Here is an 18433-nt window from a genome sequence, read left to right on the forward strand (position 1 = left end):
AGTAACAACTGTTCTAACACGCTCGTATGAGCCAGACGGCCGACGAGAAAGCGAGAAGTGAAACGCCGGAGCACGACCGGGAGATCGGACACGACGAGTTCGATCCGATTGGTACGCTCACGCTGATTGGGATTTACTTCCTGATCCTGGTGTTCCTGTGGTTCTTCATGTACTTCGTCGAATTCCTCGGGAACGACCCCACGGTCGTCGGTGGGACCCTAGTATTCGCGGCGACTGGAGAGCGATTGCGATGAACATCCACACGTACGAGAAGCTGTGGCTGGTCGCAGCGATGGTGTTGATTGTCGGCTTCATCGCGACGATCACGTACGGCTCGGTTGCGCTGGGGATCACGATGGTTGGTGACCAGCAGGAGACAGTCGAGCCGACCGAACTGAACGACGAGCGATTCAGTGATCCGCGTGTCGCACAGGTCGGCGAGAACGAGTACGAAGCCTACGTTACGGCACAGATGTTCAGTTTTCAACCGGATCCGATTGAAGTCCCCGAAGACAGTGAGGTGACGTTTTACGTCACGAGCCGGGACGTTATTCACAGTTTCAGCCTCGTTGGAACCAACGTCAACACGATGGTCATTCCCGGCGAAGTAGCCGAGATGACCGTCGAATTCGACGAGCCCGAAGAGTACGGTGTCGTCTGTAACGAGTACTGTGGGCCCAACCACCACAATATGGAGGGAATGGTCCACGTCGTTCCCGAAGAGGAGTTCGACCTGACGGAACTCGACGCTGAGGCACCTGACGAAGTCGAAACCGGTGACGATATCGACGTCACTGCAACGGTCGAGAACCGCCTCCTCGATCCGCTCGAGACGACAGTCGCGCTCGAAATCGGGAACGAAACGTTCAGCGAAGACGTGACAATCGACGGTGGAGAGACGTATGAGACGACGTTTGCCATCGACTCGACCCAGCTAGGCGAGGGCGACCACGACTGGGCAGTGACGGTCGGCGATCACACTGACAGTTCGACTGTGACTGTGGTCGACGAACTCGAGGACGATGCAGACGGGGAGACCAACGAGAACACAGATGAGGACGCCGACGGTGACGAGAACGGTACCGAAGACGAAACCGGCACAGATGCGACCGAAAACGATGCCAGCGGAGGTGACGACGAATGACGAACACCTACATTGAGTCGTTCCCAGCGGAGGCAAAAGTCGTCCGCGCAGCGTTCTACAGTTCCTTCCTCGCGCTCGCAATCGGCGGCCTGTTCGGTATTGTCCAGACGCTTCACCGAACCGGCTACTACCGGTTTATGGATTCGGCAGATTACTACACGGTCCTCACTGCACACGGTGTCCTTCTGGCGATCACGTTCACGATTTTCTTCCTCGTGGGGGTGTTCACCTGGGCGGTAACGACGAGTCTTGACCGGCCCGTCGAGGACATCCGATTCACCTGGGTCTGGTATGGACTCATGGTAGTCGGGACAGTCCTCACTGCGATTCCGATCTTCGCCGGCTTCACCGACTCGGAGATGAGTGCGTCAGTGCTCTTTACGTTCTACGCACCACTGCAGGGCCACCCACTGTTTTACTTCGGACTGGTGCTGTTCGTCGTCGGAACCTGGCTCGCAGGAGCAGACTGGTTCCGTTCGTGGTGGGCCTGGAAACAGGAGCACCCAGACGAACGGATCCCACTCCCGACGTTTATGGTGCTGACGACGACGTTAATGTGGTACATCGCCACGCTCGGCGTCGCCGCAGCAATCTTGCTCTTCCTGCTGCCGTGGTCGCTCGGACTCGTCGAGTCGGTGAACCCACTGCTCACCAGAACGCTGTTCTGGTTCTTCGGCCACCCGGTCGTCTACTTCTGGCTCATGCCAGCGTACATGATGTGGTACATCATGTTGCCGAAAATTTCCGGCGGCAAACTGTTCAGCGACCCGCTCGCGCGCGTCGTGTTCGTCCTGTTCCTGATCCTCTCGGTCCCAACCGGGATCCACCACCAGTATCTCGACCCCGGTATCGCCGAAGGCTTCAAATTCATCGCGATGACAAATACGATGTTCTTACTGCTGCCCAGCCTGCTCACGGCCTTTACGGTCGTCGCCAGTATGGAACACGGCGCACGCCAGCGCGGCGGCACCGGGTATCTCGGCTGGCTGAAAGCCCTCCCGTGGCGTGACCCGGTGTTCGCCGGCATGGCACTCGCCGGGCTGATGTTCGCCGCAGCCGGCTTCTCAGGCATGATCAACGCCGGAATGAACATCAACTACCTCGTGCACAACACCTTCTGGGTCGTTGGCCACTTCCATCTCACCGTCGGCACTGCGGTCGCGCTGACGTTCATGGCAGTCACCTACTGGTTCCTCCCACAGGTGACCGGCAAGGAGCTGTGGAGCCGATCCGTTGCGCTCGGGCAGGTCGTCCTCTGGTTCGTCGGAATGACGTTCATGTCGAACGCCATGCACCGCGGCGGCCTGCTCGGCATCCCGCGCCGAACCGCCGAACCACAATACGAGGGCTTCGAATTCGAGGCCGCCGTCGGGAGTGTCGGTGAACTCGACGCCCAGATCGCACTTGGCGGTGCCCTGCTAACGCTCTCGCTCGTGTTGTTCTTCGCCAACGTCATCGGTACCGCTCTCAACAGCCGTAGCGATGACCTTCCCGCGAACGAGTACGCCGACACGCTCTCGGGACCATCGGATGCCCCACTGGTCCTCGACAATCTGAAACTCTGGACGGCCATCGCCATCGTCCTCGTGATCTTCGCCTACAGCTTCCCACTGCTGTCGATCATCGAACGCGGCGGCCTGTTCGGCCCCGAACTCACCGAACTTCCGGTTAGTATCGGACCCGGACTCGAGTACCTGTCGACCACCACCGTCTCGACGGTGACCACCGCTGGTGAGACCGCCATCGCGATCATCGCGGGGGTAGGTTCGTAGTGCGGATCTCGAAGGGCGCGTTGCTCGTCGTCATCGCGTTCACCGCACCACTCATCGTCGAGCTCCGAACAGTCCTGGCGTGGGTCAACGTCGAGCTCACGGTACTCGAGTCCGCCGTCCTCGGCATCGGGCTGATTGGAGTGCTTCTCGTCTGGGCGCTGTGGCCCCAGTCACAGAACAACGCGACCGAGTCAGCAGAGACAGAGTAACGGCGTTGACGAGGTTGCCGAACTGGATTGCTGTACTCGAGTCGCCGAGGCGGACAGCGAGGATGGGCCGTCGGCACAGAAGCGTCGTCTCTGTATCGAGGTCGGAATGGTCGAAAACGCGTTACTCGACGACCTGATCGACCATCTCCTCGGACATATTGTCGATGAGCTGGCCGCCAGTTTCGAGTTCTTGAATCACGAACCGTGAGGACGTCTCATTGACACCGTCGATTTCGACGATGTCGTCGATCAGCACGTGCATCTGGTCGTGATTTTGCACCCGCGAGATGACGATAAAGTCGACGTCACCCATCATGTAGTAGACGTGGTTTACGCCGTCGATCTCGGTGAGCAACTCGCCGACGTCTTCGGCATAGCCGCTCTCATGAGAAACGGTCACCTCCGTAAACAGGAGCATACTGAGATCGAGTGCGTGTGGGTCCACGTCTGCAGAGATGGTCGTGATCACGTCGCTCTGCTTCAAATTCGTCACGCGGTAGTGAATTGCAGACTTCGAGAGCCCGAGTTCGTCGGAGAGCTCCTCGAGATTCTTGTCGTCAGACTTCTCGAGACGCTTCAGAATCTCGATGTCTGTTTCGTCGAGGTCAACGTCCATTTTTTTACTCTTTGGTGAGGCCATAGTTAAATGTCATTACTTACGGCGGGTGGTGTGGTCCGGCGACGATACCCATCCACAACCCACAGTCGATAGGTTACCCGTCCATCGCTGCATCAGACACCTCGAGCGCGTCATCAAGGACCGAAACTGCCTCGTCAATATCCGACTCGGTGATTGTCAGCGGCGGCGCGATGATGAGCGTGTTGATCATGTTTGCGACATAGACGCCGCCGTCGGATGCGGCAGCCGCAACCTCGTCGACGACGGTGGAGCCCTTCGAAATCTTGTCGTCTCGGGTACCAAACGGCACGCGCTCGTCTGGGCCACGGGTCAGTTCGATGCCACGGAAGAGACCGACGCCGCGAGTGTCGCCGACGCTCGGGTGCGCTTCGGCGAGCTCCTCGAGTCGGTCGCCGAGAGAGGAGCCAACCTCGTTCGCGTGTTCGATGAGGTTTTCCTCTTGATAGGTCTCGACCGCGGCGAGTCCGGCCGCGCAGGCAACTGGGTGGCCGGCGTAGGTGTGGCCGTGGCAGAACAGTTCGTCCTCGAAGTGGTCCGCGATTTCGGGCGTTACGATCGTCGCGCCGAGCGGTGCGTACGCACCGGAAAGTCCCTTGGCCATCGTCATGATGTCCGGCTGGACGTCGAAGACGTCACAGCCGAACCACTCGCCGGTGCGGCCGAAGCCGGCCATTACTTCGTCACAGATGAGCAGTGCGCCGTGTTCGTGGGCGATCTCCTTGAGTCGCGGCAGATACTCCTCCGGCGGGACGAGGATTCCGTTCGAGCCGACGATCGGCTCGACGAGAATCGCCGCGACAGTGTCGCCCTCGAGCATCAGCATCTCGTCGATGTACTCGAGACTCTCCATCGGGTCGAGCGTCGAGCCGTAGGCGTAGGGGTCGGGTGCCTTGATCGTTCCGGGGATACCAGGTTCGCCGGCGAGTCGCCGTGGATCGCCCGTGACGCTAATCGAACCGGCGGTCGCGCCGTGGTAGGAGCGATAGCGCGAGATGATCTTCTGTTTACCCGTGTACATCCGTGCGATTTTGATCGCGGCTTCGACGGCTTCGGTGCCGCTGGTCGAGAAGAACGTCTTCGAGAGGTCGCCGGGCGTTACTTCGGCGAGTTTCTCGCCGAGTTTCGCGCGCGCTTCGGTTGCGAAGCCGGGCGCGAAGTACGCCCCCTCGCGAGCCTGCTCCGCGATGGCATCGGCAACGCCGTCGGCGGAGTGACCGAGGTTCGAGCACATGAGCTGGCCCGAAAAGTCGATCCACTCGTTGCCGTGTGCATCCTGGAAGCGGACGCCCTCGCCACCGACGACTTCCGTCGGATCGACCTCGCTCTGGTAGGACCACGTGCCGAAGACGTACTCCTTGTCGAGTCGTTCGACATCTGTTCGCTCGTCGTCTGCAGCCATTTCCTGATCGTCTGTCATTCGTTCCCAAAGGTACGAAACCACCAGACATTAATCTTTCCCGTTTTAGAAAATTCCATCCTATAGTTCCAGATTAGAACATTCCTTGGAGAACAGCGTACAACATACCAGAAATTATTTGGAGGATTTCCCCCATCCTCCGAAGGATTTATTTCGTGCCTTGCGGTATGTCCCCCATGGTCGAACTCGACTCGTTAGGAGAGGCAGATACAGTTCGAAACTACGTCGGCGGCGACTGGATAACACCCGAAAGCGACGAAGAACTGGTAACGACGAACCCAGCCACCGGTGACGAACTGGGACAGGTTCCGTTCAGTTCGACCGACGACGTGGACGACGCCGTTCAAACGGCGAACGAAGCGTTCGAAGACTGGTCGGGTCGCCCTGTCGAGGAACGAATTCAGCCGCTGTTCGAACTAAAGTCCCTCCTCGAGGAGAACATCGAAGAGCTTGCAGAGATTCTCGTCCAGGATCACGGAAAAACACGAGCAGAAGCGCGGGGCGAACTCCGCCGCGGAATCGAAAACGTCGAGGTTGCCTGTGGTATCCCGTCGATGATGCAGAGCGGCACGCTGCTCAACGCCGCACCGGAGATTGACGAGAGCGCGGTCAGAAAGCCCCTCGGCACGTTCGCCACGATCACACCGTTCAACTTCCCCGGCATGATTCCGCTATGGTTCCTCCCCTACGCGGTCGCAACCGGAAACAGTTTCATTCTCAAGCCGAGCGAGCAGGACCCGCTGGTCACCCAGAAACTCTTCGAACTCATCGACGAGGCCGGTTTCCCGGACGGCGTCGTCCAGCTCGTCAACGGCGGCAAGGACACTGTCAACGCGCTCATCGACCACGACGGAATCGAGGGTATCTCGTTCGTCGGTTCCACGCCGATCGCAAAAATCGTCTACGAGCGGGCAGCCGCGAACGGCAAGCGCGTCCAGGCCCAGGGTGGCGCGAAGAACCACATCGTCGTGACCGAAACGGCCGACCTCGAGTTCGCCGCCGAAAAGACAGTCTCCTCGGCCTGCGCCTGTGCCGGCGAGCGCTGTCTCGCGAACGATGTCGTCCTCGTCGAGGAATCGGTGTACGACGAATTTGCCGATCTCGTGGTTGTAGAAGCCGAAGCACAGACGGTCGGTTATGGGTTGGACGACGGAACGGACATTGGCTCGCTCATCAGTGAAGAACACGAGACCACGGTTCGCAACTACATCCAGACCGGTATCGAGGAGGGCGCAACAGTACTCCGTGACGGACGAGACGCCAGTGTCGACGGCTACGACGAGGGGAACTTCGTCGGGCCAACCGTCTTCGGAGACGTGACCGAAGATATGGTCATCTCCCAGGAGGAAATCTTCGGCCCGGTGCTCGCACTCGACGCTGTCGAGTCGGTCGACGCTGCAATTGAGCGCATGAACGCGAGCCAGTTCGGAAACGCCGCGAGCCTGTTCACCGGCAGCGGTGCAGACGCCCAGACGTTCCGCCACCAGGCCGAAATCGGGAACATCGGCGTCAACGTCGGCACGTCGGCCCCGATGGCTTTCTTCCACTTCGGCGGCTGGAAGGACTCGTTCTTCGGCGACTTACACGCCCAGGGCGAGGACATGATCCAGTTCTACACGGACAAGGCGATCTACATCGAGCGCTGGCCCGACGCCTAACATAGCACACCCGCTGGCGAACCGACGCTGTCCGACGAACTCGAACGCTCGTACGTCGGTCGAGACCGCGCTCCCAGGGGATCGCCAAGCGGGCACGAGATGTGATGCCAGGCGGCGATACGCGCTCGAAGGTCGTGCGAGCAGGGGTGTAGTGACACCGATAATCCATGTAACAAACCGGAACGAGTAACGAAACGTGATCGAACAGACTACAACTGTCACGATGGCGACCCAACACGAGGAAATCAGAGCGCGTTACAGCGCAAGCCCGGTCGTCGTCACGGCTGTCTCAGCATCGTCCTCCTCGGAGACGGCGACGACACCGTCGAACAGTTGTTTAAGCGTGTTGACCGTCTGTTCATCGTGTGCCGCCGAGTCGATGAGGAAAATCCCGAGTCCGTCGGCGCTCTGAATCCGACCCGTGAAGACGTGCAAGAACCGGAACACTGTCTCGAGATCCGAGTACATCAACAGCGTCGAGATCGAGTGTAACATGACTCGATTCTCAGTGAGCCCTCGCTCCTGGTAGAACTCCTGGAGGAACTCTGAAACCGTAATCCCGATTCCAGTCATATCGACGGGCGAGGAGACGTACGAGATTTCCGAGTCGCTCTCAGTCGCGTTCGTCTGTTGTTGGTTTGAGACGCAATCGACGATGCCGAGTGACGGATTCGCGGTCTGTATTCGGTCACGAAATCCAGATCGTATGGTGTCCGCATTGTCTTTCGTCGTTACGATAATCGATCCATCCCCACGGTCGGCTCCCTGTGCGAGAACGTCGAGTGCGAGTTGGCGCTTCCCGGTGAGTGGTGGCCCCGTCACGAGGACGTTCGTCCCAGGAGCGATCGTCGCGTTCGTCTGGACGTCCGCGAAATCATACATAGTGATGCGTGCCTCCGATGATCTCGACTGTCGTCGCCAATCGTAATGCAGTCGGCCGAAAGTCAGTTATATCGTTGATGGACACAAATATAATCTTTGTGAAGGCCTTCGAATTGTCAGACACGGACGCCTCAGCAGACGTCCCCGGTATTTGCCGTTCGCTATAGCCGTATTTGAACGCGGATCAAGTGGGCAGCTAACGTAGTTCCTCTTAGAAGAGAAGAACGTTATCTGCTAGTCGAACGACATCGCTGTAAGCGTTACCTCCTCGTTAAACGGCGAGGTTGTCCCCTCGGTCGTAACGACGAGGTCGTAGACCGTCGTCTCACCAAGTGCTAGCTTATAGTGTGGATTTGCAAGGTCTTCGTTAGTGATATTCGCATCTGCAACCGCCCCTTCGAAGTGGTCGTCCCTGAGTGTGACCTATGGATTCGACCGCGGCTCGAATCGCCTGTCGTCTCGATGCTCACCTTCGTGACGGTTCGACAGAGTTGAACGCACCCGTCCCGAGTGCAGCGCCACCGCCAATAACAATCGTTCCCAACCCCACCAGAACATTGTGTCGCTTTCTTGTCATGCGTTGAAACACCACGGCCGCGCTGTTGTGCCGGAGTGAGCCGATGGGCTGAACCCACCAACAGCGCGCCAGTCACCTGTACCAGTTGTCGCTATCCATTTTGTATTGACTATTATGGATATGGTTACAACCAACAAGACGTGAAAGCAGTAGCAGGCAGAACGGGACCAGGAGCGGCTTGAACGGGATTATCAGCGGTAAGGATACGCAAAGGGGTGAATCTACAGACCGTTGATTTCGCCATCGGCCGTGATGCTTGTACCGCCACCCCCAGTGTCGACCTCGTCTTCGAACGTGATATCCCCTCCTGCATGGATACTTCCACTCCCACTGAGCTCGACCTCGTCTTCGAACGTAATGTCGCCTTCCGCGGTAATACTGCCACTGCCTGTGATGGTCACCTCATCCTCGAACGTAATGTCTCCTCCGGCAGCGATGCTGGCGCTCCCATCGACGTTCATCTCATCTTCGAACACCAGATTGCCTCCCGCGTCGATACTTCCACTCCCACTGATAGCAACCTCGTCTTCGAATCGACCATCGTCTTCGATTTCGATAGCGTCGTTCCCTCCATCGAATTCGTCGTCGTAGGTATCCTCTGCAGCACCACACTCGATCGAGACCGCGTGATTTGTCGTTCGATCTGCGACGACGTGAACGTCGCCGGTGGCCTCGAGTGTCACGGAAACGGGAGCGTCAGTCTCGATATCGGACTCGTGACAGGCGACGCTAACGGTGTACTCGTTCTCGTCGATCTGCTCAGCGGTTACGTCGAGACCGGCCGTCTCGACCCCGGTAATCGACACCGATTCAACGGTGATGTCGTCAATCTGTTCCGTCGTATCCGTCAACTGAAAGAAGACTGCGTCGCTCTCGGGGGTAACGACAGTCTGTTCGGACGTATCCGTGATTTTGAGTAGGCTATCGCTGTCATCGGCCGTCTGTACCATCACACCGCGGTCTGCGCTGATCGTCCCGAATCCAAACACCGGACCAGCAAGCAACACTGCTCCGAAGATGATGAACCAGATTCCAAGTGTTGTGAGCGTGCGCATGTGGTGTGGTCTCCGTAGTCGCGTTGTTATGGTGGCCGCTCGACATCGCCGAGACGCATCCGACGGTTCTGTGCGACGTGAACGACAGCAGAGCCGACAAACAGCGCGACGATGAGCGTCGACCAGCCAAGTGCTGACACGGTTTCCGTTGGGAGCAGGCCGAACCAGAGGCCCGCCATCATGACAGTCGCGATGGCAGAAAGGCCAAGGTAGTACAGCCCCCACGGAACCGAATCGCCAGGAACGATATCGAGGTAGATCTCAAGGGTACTGGCCTCCTCTGTAAGTTCAATCGTCCGGTCGTCGAATCGGACCATCCCCGCCCGTTCGAGTGTCGGGAGGTGTGTTTGCTGGAGTGAGGTGTAGATTCGCTTTCGCTCGGCGGAGGTGAGTGCCTCGACTTCCGTATCCAGTTCCCAGGCAGCAACGTGCTCTGCAAGTTCACCGAGTTCGACGGGACGATCCTCGCGTTTGCAGTAGTGAATCACGTAGCGACGGCGATGATTACTTAACAGGTCGAAGATCGTGCCCCGGTCCAATGACTGCGTCTGTTCGACTTCCTCCTGTTGGTCCATCACCTCTGCAACGTCGGGCTGCTTGGCTGCGTTAGCCGACTGTGTTGACGCTGGACCGCTCGATTCCTGTGCTCGCCTGTCCTCACCCTTACCCTCACTCTCGGTCTCGGTCTCGGTCTCGGTCTCGGTCTCAGCCTCCTGTTCAGGGTGATCCGCTGTCGTCTGACTCAAGGTACTCGAGTCAGGCGTGTGTTCGACAGTGGACCCGGATTGCGGAGGCATGAGAATAGACAGTTCGTCTAGATAGACGTGTGTCGAGATATATAACTTTTGCCGAATATCACAAGTTGAAATCTGAATCACCATCGAGACATAACTACGCGGCAGAATCATCGTCTGAGAATAGGTTCAAAGAGGGATTGAACGACCGTATCGCTCGGCCAGAAGACCTTCTGGCTGCGAAATACAAAGTGGGTAGGAACTCATGGAATGAGATACGAACTGCGTGACGACAGTCAATGACGGTCGACTATCGATCGCGCAGCGAAGGAATATATCATGAAACTTAACCGGCGAACGACACTGATTGGACTGGGTACGATTGTTGCAGGCGGCGGCGCAGCACTCGGAACGGGAGCGTTCGACACGGTCGAAGCGGATCGATCCGTGAATATTGAGACCGCAGGCGACGATGGGGCACTACTGGGACTCGAGATCCTGAGTGAGACGCTCACCGGAGGCGAAAACGCGGATGTCATCGAGTTCGATCTCGATACCCTCAACGTCAACGCGATCACGACGTTCGAAGCCGCATTCGAGATCACGAACAACGGGACGAATCCGGTAACGGTCTCGATCGAGGACGACGAGGGGGAGAATCTGCTCGGAACCAACGGGGACCCGATGACGTTCGATCACGACAGTCTCGGATCGGACGACACCGAAATCGAACTTGGTACTGAAGGAGACGACAACGATCAAACGATCGCGCTGGACGTCATCTTCGACATCGAAACGACGGACGCTGAGGCGGAGATCGGTATCCCTGAGGAGATAACAATCGTCGCAGAGAGCGTCGACGAGTAATACAGCGCGCTGCTGGCGTGACGGTCCAGTTTCAACGTTGAACAGGCCAGTTTCAGCGAGAGCCGACTCTAGGTCCGATACGAGACGGTTTGAACTCGACCACCACGCCCCCATTGTAGAAGGACTATTACACACCACGACCACACACCAAAAACCACCACACACCACATCCACCATCGCGAGCCGGAGACAAATGCCTTACAATAGATGCACCCTCCACGAAAAACCGGCCGTACCCCATGCTCTCGGCGATGAACGGCAAACTCCTCCTTGTCGCCTGCCTACTCGCACTCTGTCTCACAGTGCCAACGCTCGCCGTCTCACTCGAGACCGAAGCCGAAACTGACGAATCACTGGTACTCGAGTCGACAAGTCCATACGCGACAATCAACAGCAACGACGACACTGGCGAAGACGAACTCGAGTTGGACCTCGCACAGCTCAACGACGAGGCCGTCACGAACATCGATGGCCTCTTCGACCTCACGGTGCACGACGAATCCGTTCGTACCGTCGAACTCGAAAGCGATGTGCTGACGTTCTACGAGAGCGGCGATCGAACGCCGATCACGGAGATGACGCCGTTGGCTCTGGAAACTGGTGACACGGCGTCTGTCGGGGTGGTAGTCGATACGGCTGCACTCGAGAGCGACCACGTCGAGGCGAGCTATACGATCGCGGTCGAAATCGCTGACAACGATGTGACGCCACAGTCGACAGGCCCAGAAATTCAGCTAACCGATGTGACGGTTGCGGCACACGGGGCGACAACAGACGTGGGCACAGAATCTGGAGGAGAAGGGGAAGGAAAAGAAGAGGTGGAGGTGCGGGGAGAGGGAGGAAGAGAAGGTGAGAGAGAGAAAGAAGAGAAAAGGGAGAGGGAGCAAGGGGCAAAAACAGAACAGCAACCAAAGCCGGGCGAACCGCTGATAGTGACCGCAGTGTACGAAAATACGGGAGACACGACCGGAAGCAAGCAAACCACACTGTACGTTAACGAGACGATCGTCGACACCGGCTCGGTGACCGTCGACCCCGGAGCCACGAACGCCTTCCAGTTCGAGTGGCACCCACACTCATCAGGACCACTCGAGATCGGCATCGGCGACGGGGACGAACTGCTGTACAGCCAGACGGTGATCGTCGGCGAAGACACGAACCACGCACCCGAACTGACCGTCGTCGAAACGGTACTCGAGTCGGACGCAGTCGATCCCGGCGAAGAGACGACTGTCCGCGCGACGGTTTCAAACACCGGAACCGAGACGGGGACGTTCATGCTCGGGCTCGCGGTCGGCGGGCTCGTCGTGGACGATCGTTCCGTCTCACTCAAGCCCGGGGAGCAGACGACAGTGGAACTCGCGTTCAGTATGAACGAACCTGGGACGTATGATCTGACAGTCGCAGACGAACCTGCAGGGACCGTGACGGTTAGCGATGGCGACGGTCACGGACTCACACCGCTCGGGGTCACCAAATTCGCCACACTGACGATCCTCGCGACAATACCGACAGTGACGCTTGCACTGTTTCTCGTCTGGTCCGGGAGTGTCGGAAGGATTACGTCGGTTCGGTCGCATCGATGAACAGTATTGAGCACACAACAGCCAGTGAGCAGTCCGAACGGACAACCTCGATGACCAGGAGAGCATTCAGGGGCCTGCTGAGCCCGCAGACAGTCACGACAACGACCATTCGGGAGAACAACAACGGATCACGACAAACTCTCAACCACTGATACTGATCAATGCGAGCACTGTTGCAACGAGCACTCGGTTTCGTACTGGCGCTCCTTGTCATTTCGTTGTTACTCGGACAACTGCTCGGACAGCCGATTCTCCTTGGCTACGTTGCCACTGGGAGCATGGAGCCAGCAATGAACGCAGGCGATGGCTTCATTGCTGTTCCAAGCGCGGTCTCCGGCTCACCAGCGGAGGGCGATGTCGTCGTCTTCGATGCGGTCGAACTTCACGGAGGCGAACTCACGACCCATCGAATCCTCGAGGAAACCGACAACGGCTACGTCACAGCCGGCGATGCGAACCCGTTCACGGACCAGGACGCCGCTGAACCGCCGGTCAACAACGAGCAGATCGTCGCCCACGCGCTGCAGGTCAACGGCGACGTCGTCACGATTCCGTACCTCGGTTCGATCATCATGGGGGTGCAGTCGGTCGTCGAAACCGCAGTCGGAACCGTCACAGCGACAGTCGGCGTCACAGCCGCGTTCAACGTCGATAACGCCGGTGCACTTCTTGTCGGCGTCGGAACCGCGCTCCTCGGCTTCGGCGTCCTACTCGAGACAATCGGTCCAGGGAAACGAGACACACGGCGGTCGCGAAGCCGTCCGAACATGCTCGGCATCTGGACGACGATTGGACTGGTTTTACTCGTCTTCGTCACGTTCGCAACGGCGTCGATGGTGATTCCCTCGGGAACGATCGCGTTCGGCGTGGGAAGTGCAACGACACCCAGTGACAACCCACAGGTCGTCGAACCCGGAGAGCGCGTCGAAATTGAACACGAAACCGAAAATTCGGGCTATCTACCGGTGGTCGTCACCCGGGAAGCAGGCCACGAGACCGTAACCGCAGCCCCCGAGTGGCAAACAGTTTCACCGCGGAGCGCTGAAACGGCAACCTTCTCAGCGGTCGCACCCGCCGAAACCGGTGAGTACACCCGTTATATCGAGGAGCACCGGTATCTACTCGTGTTGCCACCCTCGCTGCTGGTCTGGCTTCACAGTCTCCACCCGCTCGTCGCGATCGCGGCGGTCAACAGTGTGATCGTCACCATGACTACTACCATCATGGTCACCCTCTTTGGCACGACAGACCTGCGACTCCGAAACCCGGGAGCGGGCGTCTCCACACTCACACGGCTTCGACGAAAACTCCGGTAGCGACTGTCGAGACCACTGTATTGAACCAGTATCATTATGAGTACCGACCTGTAAATATTCACACGAATTTCACACTCACTGTGCCCACGGTGGGAGAGCCTAGATGAGAGTGAAACCCGTTTGACCAGCGAGGAAGGGGCAAACAAAGGAGGAGACTACGATGATTGATAATCCGCGGTTCGAGCTGATCGCTGCCAGATACGGCCAGCGGCTCGTACTTGCACTCCTCGTCGCTGGTATTGCTCTTCTCGTACTCACCGGCTGGGTGATCGCGATGCCATCAACGACAACAGTAACACAGGAGGTCGGTGAAGAGCACATCGAAACCGACGTCACAACCAGCGCCACTGTCGTTCAGGATGGCCTCTGGGAGAACGGAACAACACTCGAGTCGAGTCCAGTCTATACGTACAACGACACGCCTGAACTGACGATCACGGCAGTGACAACCGCCAGCGATTCCGGTGAGCCACTCGAGGAGGCAACCGTAACACACGAACTGGCACTGGTCTACGAGGCCGAACGTGATGGGGACGTCTTCTGGAGCGACCGTGAGGTGCTGCACAACGAGACAACAGTCACCGCAGACGGACAGGTACGCACAGCGGCGACAATCGACGTTGGGGAAATCCGCGAGCGGACACTCGAGTTAGAAGAGACGCTCGACGGTGTCGGTGATGTGTCGGTCTCGGTTGGTGCCGAAACATCGTACGAAACGAGGTCAAACAGTGGTACACAAGGCGATGCAGTGCCACTGGCACTCACGGGGAGTGCGTACTGGCTCGAGGGGAGCCACGAAATTACGGCTACGAATCCCGAGACAGCACCAGTCGAGGTACAGGAGTCGCCGAACACGGCGGCTGTTGGTGTGGGTGCGCTCCTTGCTGCGGTCTCTCTGACCGGGGCCGCACTCGTGGCGTCACGATCGGGTGTGGATGTCTCCGATGCCCGCCAGCGGATTCACGAGCGACGCTACGACGAGTGGATTTCGACGGGATCGATTCCGATGTGGATCGGCGAACACCACCTCGAACTCGACACGCTCGAAGATGTCGTCGACGTCGCGATAGATACGAACGAACGCGTCGTCCACGACACGCAGCGCGATCTGTTCGCTGTCGTCAACGACGATGTCGTCTACTACTACAGTGACCGTGGTGGCTGGGGTGAAACGGCGTGGCCAACAGTCGAAATCAACCACGACGACGAGACACTCGACCCTGGTGCGACCGATTATCAGCAAGCGCACACACAGTCTGGCCACGGATCGCCGGAAATCCCGGACAGTGACACGACGAGCCCGAACAGAAGAGAGGAGTCAGCAAATAGCGCGAGCGGACAGGCAAGCGACGAACAGAGCGAGCAGGGGGGAGACACCGATGCTGGGGACACAACAACGACAGCGGCCAAAAGCGACGCAGCCCTCTCAAAAGAAGAGCTTCCGGACCCGGACGACGATGACGCCTGGAAACAGATTTGAGAGCAGGCAGGCGAAGCGCTCTCTGGCTGAATAACTGGTCCCAAACGCTGAAATTGAGAGCAAAGAGCAAAGAGTAGAGAGTAGAGAGTAGACAACAAAAAAGCCAAAAAGCCAACGTCAATCCGAACTAGGTGACCGGGAACTACTAACACCGTCCGTACCGGAGTCGAGATCACGAAAGACATCAGCAAAATCCGTGTGGCTCTCAAGACGTGAAATCGTTCGGTCGGTTTCTGCGGCGACGTCGTCGATTCGCGCGAGCAGCTCCTGATACGCCGTACTTTCATTGAGTTCGTGCTCAGCCTTCTCCTTCTCGAGAAGAGCTCGCTTCGAGGCGAGCGAGTAGTACTCTCGGACAGACGATTCGTAGGCAGCCCGCTCGAGGACATCTGCAACGTTATCGAGGAGTTCATCCTTGGAAACCGGCTTGACGAGATAATCGTCGAATTCCATATCGATGATATCGAAATCTGGATCGACAGCCGTAACCATCACCACCCGTGTGTCGTACCCTCTCGAGCGGATTGTAGCAAGAACATCGTCACCTGACTGCTCCGGCATCCGCCGATCAAGGAGGACGAGGTCGACCGATTCACTGACCTTCTCAAGTGCTTCCTCTCCACTATATGCAGTGCTAACAGACCACTTTGACGCCAACCAGCCTTCGAAGAGATCCGCAAGTCGTGGCTCGTCGTCGACGACGAGCACCTCCGACTCCTCACCCACCGGAGAGCCATTTTGTTCCATCATTAGTCATTCACCTGGCAAGTGTATGGAAGTACTGGGGTATAAATCTCATGACCGATTCGACAATTCTGTAGGCAATAGAGGCAATATTTTCTGCATGTTATAAGTCACACTGTCCCAACCAGCCTAATAACACCCCCGAAATAAATAGTCAACCTGATAGTAACTTGTGTTCAGGCCGATCTGTTTTTAGTCACTGATGATACACATCGGCCGTATAATATATACCAGATTCGTGTATATATACTGTAGTACCCACCTCGTCGACTCGGATCTATTCGAACACCAATGCAATGACTAGCATCCCGTCCGCACTCTACGATCTCGCCGAAACTGCAACTGTGTTGCAAGTCGGGTCTGGTCGGCCACTGACGTCGTATCCCACCGTTCATACCGCTGAAGATGTCTTTCTCACTGTTCGACAAGAGACCGACTACTCCGACGCACTCAAGCGACTCAAAACAACCACAGTCGATTGCGTCGTTGCCAACCACACCCCGCCAGAACTAGACGCACTCGAATTGCTCATGGAGATACGGGACGAACATCCGACACTGCCAGTTATTCTGTTCCCAGAGAACGGAAGCGAAACCCTCGCAAGCAAGGCGATCACCGCCGGTGTCACTGGATACGTGTCACGGTCGAACGCTGATGCTGGCCACCAGCTTGTCGAACAAATTGCACAGGCCACTACATCGTACGAACACCAGCAACTGAGCCACCAACTGGACCAAAACCCGGCTGCGCTACTGGAACGGATCTCAGACGGTGTCATCGTTCTTGACGAGGAGTGGTCAGTCACATACGCAAACGAAGGTACACAGGAGTTTTTCCAGCGCCCACCTGCCGAGCTGACCGGTCACACGCTATGCGAACTCGCCCCCGAAATCGTCGAAACAACATTTTACGATCACTACCAGGACGTGATGACCAATGGCGGCTCGAAACGAATTGAAGAGTACTACGAACCGCTCGATCGTTGGTACACCGAACACATTTATTCGACTGGGAGCGGCCTTACAATTATATCCCGTAACATTACAGCTCAAAAGAAGCACCAACTCGAACGCAAGGAGACGACAGCCCAACTACATGGACTCCTCAACAGCGTCGAAGCAGCAATCTGGATCCGCGATACCGACAGTCGGTTCATCCACCTCAACCAGGAGTACAGAACCCGATATGGGCTCAGTCCCGACGAACCGATCACTGGCAAATCACCAGAAGACTTCTTCTCCGAGGAGATTGCAGCAGAGATCCGGAGCCACGACCAAGACGTACTCGAAGAGGAAACGTCACAAACGTTCGAAGAAAAACAGCTCACTGCCACGGGCTATCGAACGTACCTTACCAGAATTACCCCACTATTCAACGACGGAACCCTCTATGCCACCTGTGGTGTTTCCACTGAAATTACGGAGCAAAAACGAACAGAACAATACCTGGATGTCCTCAATCGCATTCTCCGTCACAACCTGCGTAACGATATGCAGATCATCCACGGCTACGCCACAGAACTGGTGGCAACACTCGACGAGCCAGAACGAACCGTCGCCGAGCAGATCCAGCAGCAGTCGACCGAGCTGACCGACCTTGCACACGATGCTGGGATGGTCAACCGCCTCCTCTCGCAGTCACTCGATATCCAATCAGTCTCGCTTCGACGTGTACTCACACCTGTCGTCACCGACCTTCGAACAACCCATCCAGAGGCAATCCTCCGTGTCGACATTCCGCCGTCCACAACCGTCGTCGCTGACAAACAACTCCTGAAACTTGTCTGCAAACACGCCCTCGAAAACGGTATCGAACACGCAGACACTGCCCCACCACAAGTCCACGTTACAACGACCACCGTCTCCGAGGCCGAAGACCGTCTCGAACTGGTCGTTACCGACAACGGCCCCGGAATCCCAACGTATGACCGAACAGCTGTTCTGGAAGAAACCATCTCAACAACCACCCATAGTAGTGGCCTTGGCTTGTGGATCATGAAGTGGGGCATCACTAGACTCGGCGGCACTCTCACGATCGAACACTGCAACGAAGAGCGACAGGGGACTCAAGTCAGTATGCAACTGCGTACTGACATTGACAGCGACTAATCGACGGAGTGAGAACTACGGGAGAGGCCAGTTTTATACTGTGTTTTGCTGGTGACGTGACTACGAAGAGACTGCAAGTGACCGCGAGTGCAGTGGCTCAACCAGACTGCACACATGCAAAACGCCCCGCAGAGCGATGGCTCTGTGAGGCGTAAGTATAAGTTGAAGTATGAGTAGGGGCGGCGAATCGGCTCTCCCAGAGGGTCTCCCACTCCAGTACTCACCAATACGCAGGCGGGCTTAT

The 18433-nt window shown here is 57.3% G+C and carries 16 protein-coding genes; 10 read left to right on the plus strand and 6 right to left on the minus strand.

All coding sequences use genetic code 11. The annotated features are described in order from the left end of the window. Positions 1 to 26 precede the first annotated feature (26 nt). The 4 genes from C482_RS08455 to C482_RS08470 are packed head-to-tail and all read left to right on the plus strand — an operon-like array spanning position 27 to position 3125. Entirely contained in the window at positions 27 to 254 is a 228-nt protein-coding gene (locus tag C482_RS08455; protein ID WP_006167122.1) for a hypothetical protein, read from the plus strand. Next, a complete protein-coding gene (locus tag C482_RS08460; RefSeq protein ID WP_006167123.1) occupies positions 251 to 1144 on the plus strand; it encodes a cytochrome c oxidase subunit II in 894 nt (297 codons plus the stop codon). Before C482_RS08455 ends, C482_RS08460 begins: the two co-directional genes overlap by 4 nt. Beyond that, complete coding sequence (locus C482_RS08465; protein ID WP_006167124.1) at positions 1141 to 2916, plus strand: b(o/a)3-type cytochrome-c oxidase subunit 1; 1776 nt, start codon at positions 1141 to 1143, stop codon at positions 2914 to 2916. Before C482_RS08460 ends, C482_RS08465 begins: the two co-directional genes overlap by 4 nt. After that, the gene (locus C482_RS08470) at positions 2916 to 3125 is read left to right on the plus strand and encodes a hypothetical protein (RefSeq protein WP_006167125.1); all 210 of its coding nucleotides are present in this window, start codon (positions 2916 to 2918) and stop codon (positions 3123 to 3125) included. The genes C482_RS08465 and C482_RS08470 overlap by 1 nt, the downstream gene beginning before the upstream one ends. A gap of 121 nt (positions 3126 to 3246) precedes the next feature. On the opposite strand, the gene C482_RS08475 is transcribed toward C482_RS08470, so the two are convergent. Together C482_RS08475 and C482_RS08480 are read right to left on the minus strand one after the other, a co-directional pair. Then, complete coding sequence (locus tag C482_RS08475; RefSeq protein ID WP_006167126.1) at positions 3247 to 3741, minus strand: Lrp/AsnC family transcriptional regulator; 495 nt, start codon at positions 3739 to 3741, stop codon at positions 3247 to 3249. 97 nt (positions 3742 to 3838) lie between these two features. Next, a complete protein-coding gene (locus C482_RS08480; protein ID WP_006167127.1) occupies positions 3839 to 5182 on the minus strand; it encodes an aminotransferase family protein in 1344 nt (447 codons plus the stop codon). Between the two features lie 176 nt (positions 5183 to 5358). On the opposite strand from C482_RS08480, the gene C482_RS08485 reads away from it, so the two are divergent. Beyond that, positions 5359 to 6840, plus strand: coding sequence for a CoA-acylating methylmalonate-semialdehyde dehydrogenase (locus C482_RS08485; RefSeq protein WP_006167128.1), 1482 nt, complete (start codon positions 5359 to 5361; stop codon positions 6838 to 6840). A gap of 255 nt (positions 6841 to 7095) precedes the next feature. Here C482_RS08485 and C482_RS08490 read toward each other — a convergent pair whose 3' ends face one another. The 3 genes from C482_RS08490 to C482_RS08500 form a co-directional block, all read right to left on the minus strand. Beyond that, the gene (locus tag C482_RS08490) at positions 7096 to 7722 is read right to left on the minus strand and encodes an RAD55 family ATPase (protein WP_006167129.1); all 627 of its coding nucleotides are present in this window, start codon (positions 7720 to 7722) and stop codon (positions 7096 to 7098) included. Between the two features lie 798 nt (positions 7723 to 8520). Further along, positions 8521 to 9354: a hypothetical protein gene (locus C482_RS08495; protein WP_006167130.1), complete on the minus strand. Its 834-nt coding sequence runs from the start codon at positions 9352 to 9354 to the stop codon at positions 8521 to 8523. Between the two features lie 26 nt (positions 9355 to 9380). Continuing rightward, positions 9381 to 9929 carry a DUF7344 domain-containing protein gene (locus tag C482_RS08500; RefSeq protein WP_049896576.1) on the minus strand — a complete coding sequence of 183 codons (549 nt, stop codon included), beginning with the start codon at positions 9927 to 9929 and terminating at the stop codon, positions 9381 to 9383. 498 nt (positions 9930 to 10427) lie between these two features. Here C482_RS08500 and C482_RS08505 point away from each other — a divergent pair, with 498 nt between their 5' ends. From C482_RS08505 to C482_RS08520, 4 genes are all read left to right on the plus strand, one after another. Next, positions 10428 to 10955, plus strand: a complete 528-nt coding sequence (locus C482_RS08505) for a hypothetical protein (RefSeq protein WP_006167132.1) — start codon at positions 10428 to 10430, stop codon at positions 10953 to 10955. Positions 10956 to 11206: 251 nt separating this feature from the next. Continuing rightward, positions 11207 to 12541: a CARDB domain-containing protein gene (locus tag C482_RS08510; RefSeq protein ID WP_049896577.1), complete on the plus strand. Its 1335-nt coding sequence runs from the start codon at positions 11207 to 11209 to the stop codon at positions 12539 to 12541. A gap of 161 nt (positions 12542 to 12702) precedes the next feature. Beyond that, positions 12703 to 13857 (plus strand): S26 family signal peptidase, encoded by a 1155-nt coding sequence (locus C482_RS08515; RefSeq protein WP_006167134.1) that lies wholly within the window; start codon positions 12703 to 12705, stop codon positions 13855 to 13857. Positions 13858 to 14017: 160 nt separating this feature from the next. Continuing rightward, on the plus strand, positions 14018 to 15337 hold the full coding sequence (locus C482_RS08520; protein ID WP_006167135.1) for a DUF5305 domain-containing protein: 1320 nt from the start codon (positions 14018 to 14020) through the stop codon (positions 15335 to 15337). Between the two features lie 117 nt (positions 15338 to 15454). On the opposite strand, the gene C482_RS08525 is transcribed toward C482_RS08520, so the two are convergent. Beyond that, positions 15455 to 16087, minus strand: coding sequence for a response regulator transcription factor (locus C482_RS08525; RefSeq protein ID WP_049896574.1), 633 nt, complete (start codon positions 16085 to 16087; stop codon positions 15455 to 15457). Between the two features lie 290 nt (positions 16088 to 16377). Between C482_RS08525 and C482_RS08530 the strand changes: the two genes are divergently transcribed. Next, positions 16378 to 18189 (plus strand): PAS domain-containing protein, encoded by a 1812-nt coding sequence (locus C482_RS08530; RefSeq protein WP_006167137.1) that lies wholly within the window; start codon positions 16378 to 16380, stop codon positions 18187 to 18189. Positions 18190 to 18433: the final 244 nt, after the last annotated feature.

The sequence above is a fragment of the Natrialba chahannaoensis JCM 10990 genome, from assembly GCF_000337135.1.
In the GTDB taxonomy this organism is placed as follows: domain Archaea; phylum Halobacteriota; class Halobacteria; order Halobacteriales; family Natrialbaceae; genus Natrialba; species Natrialba chahannaoensis.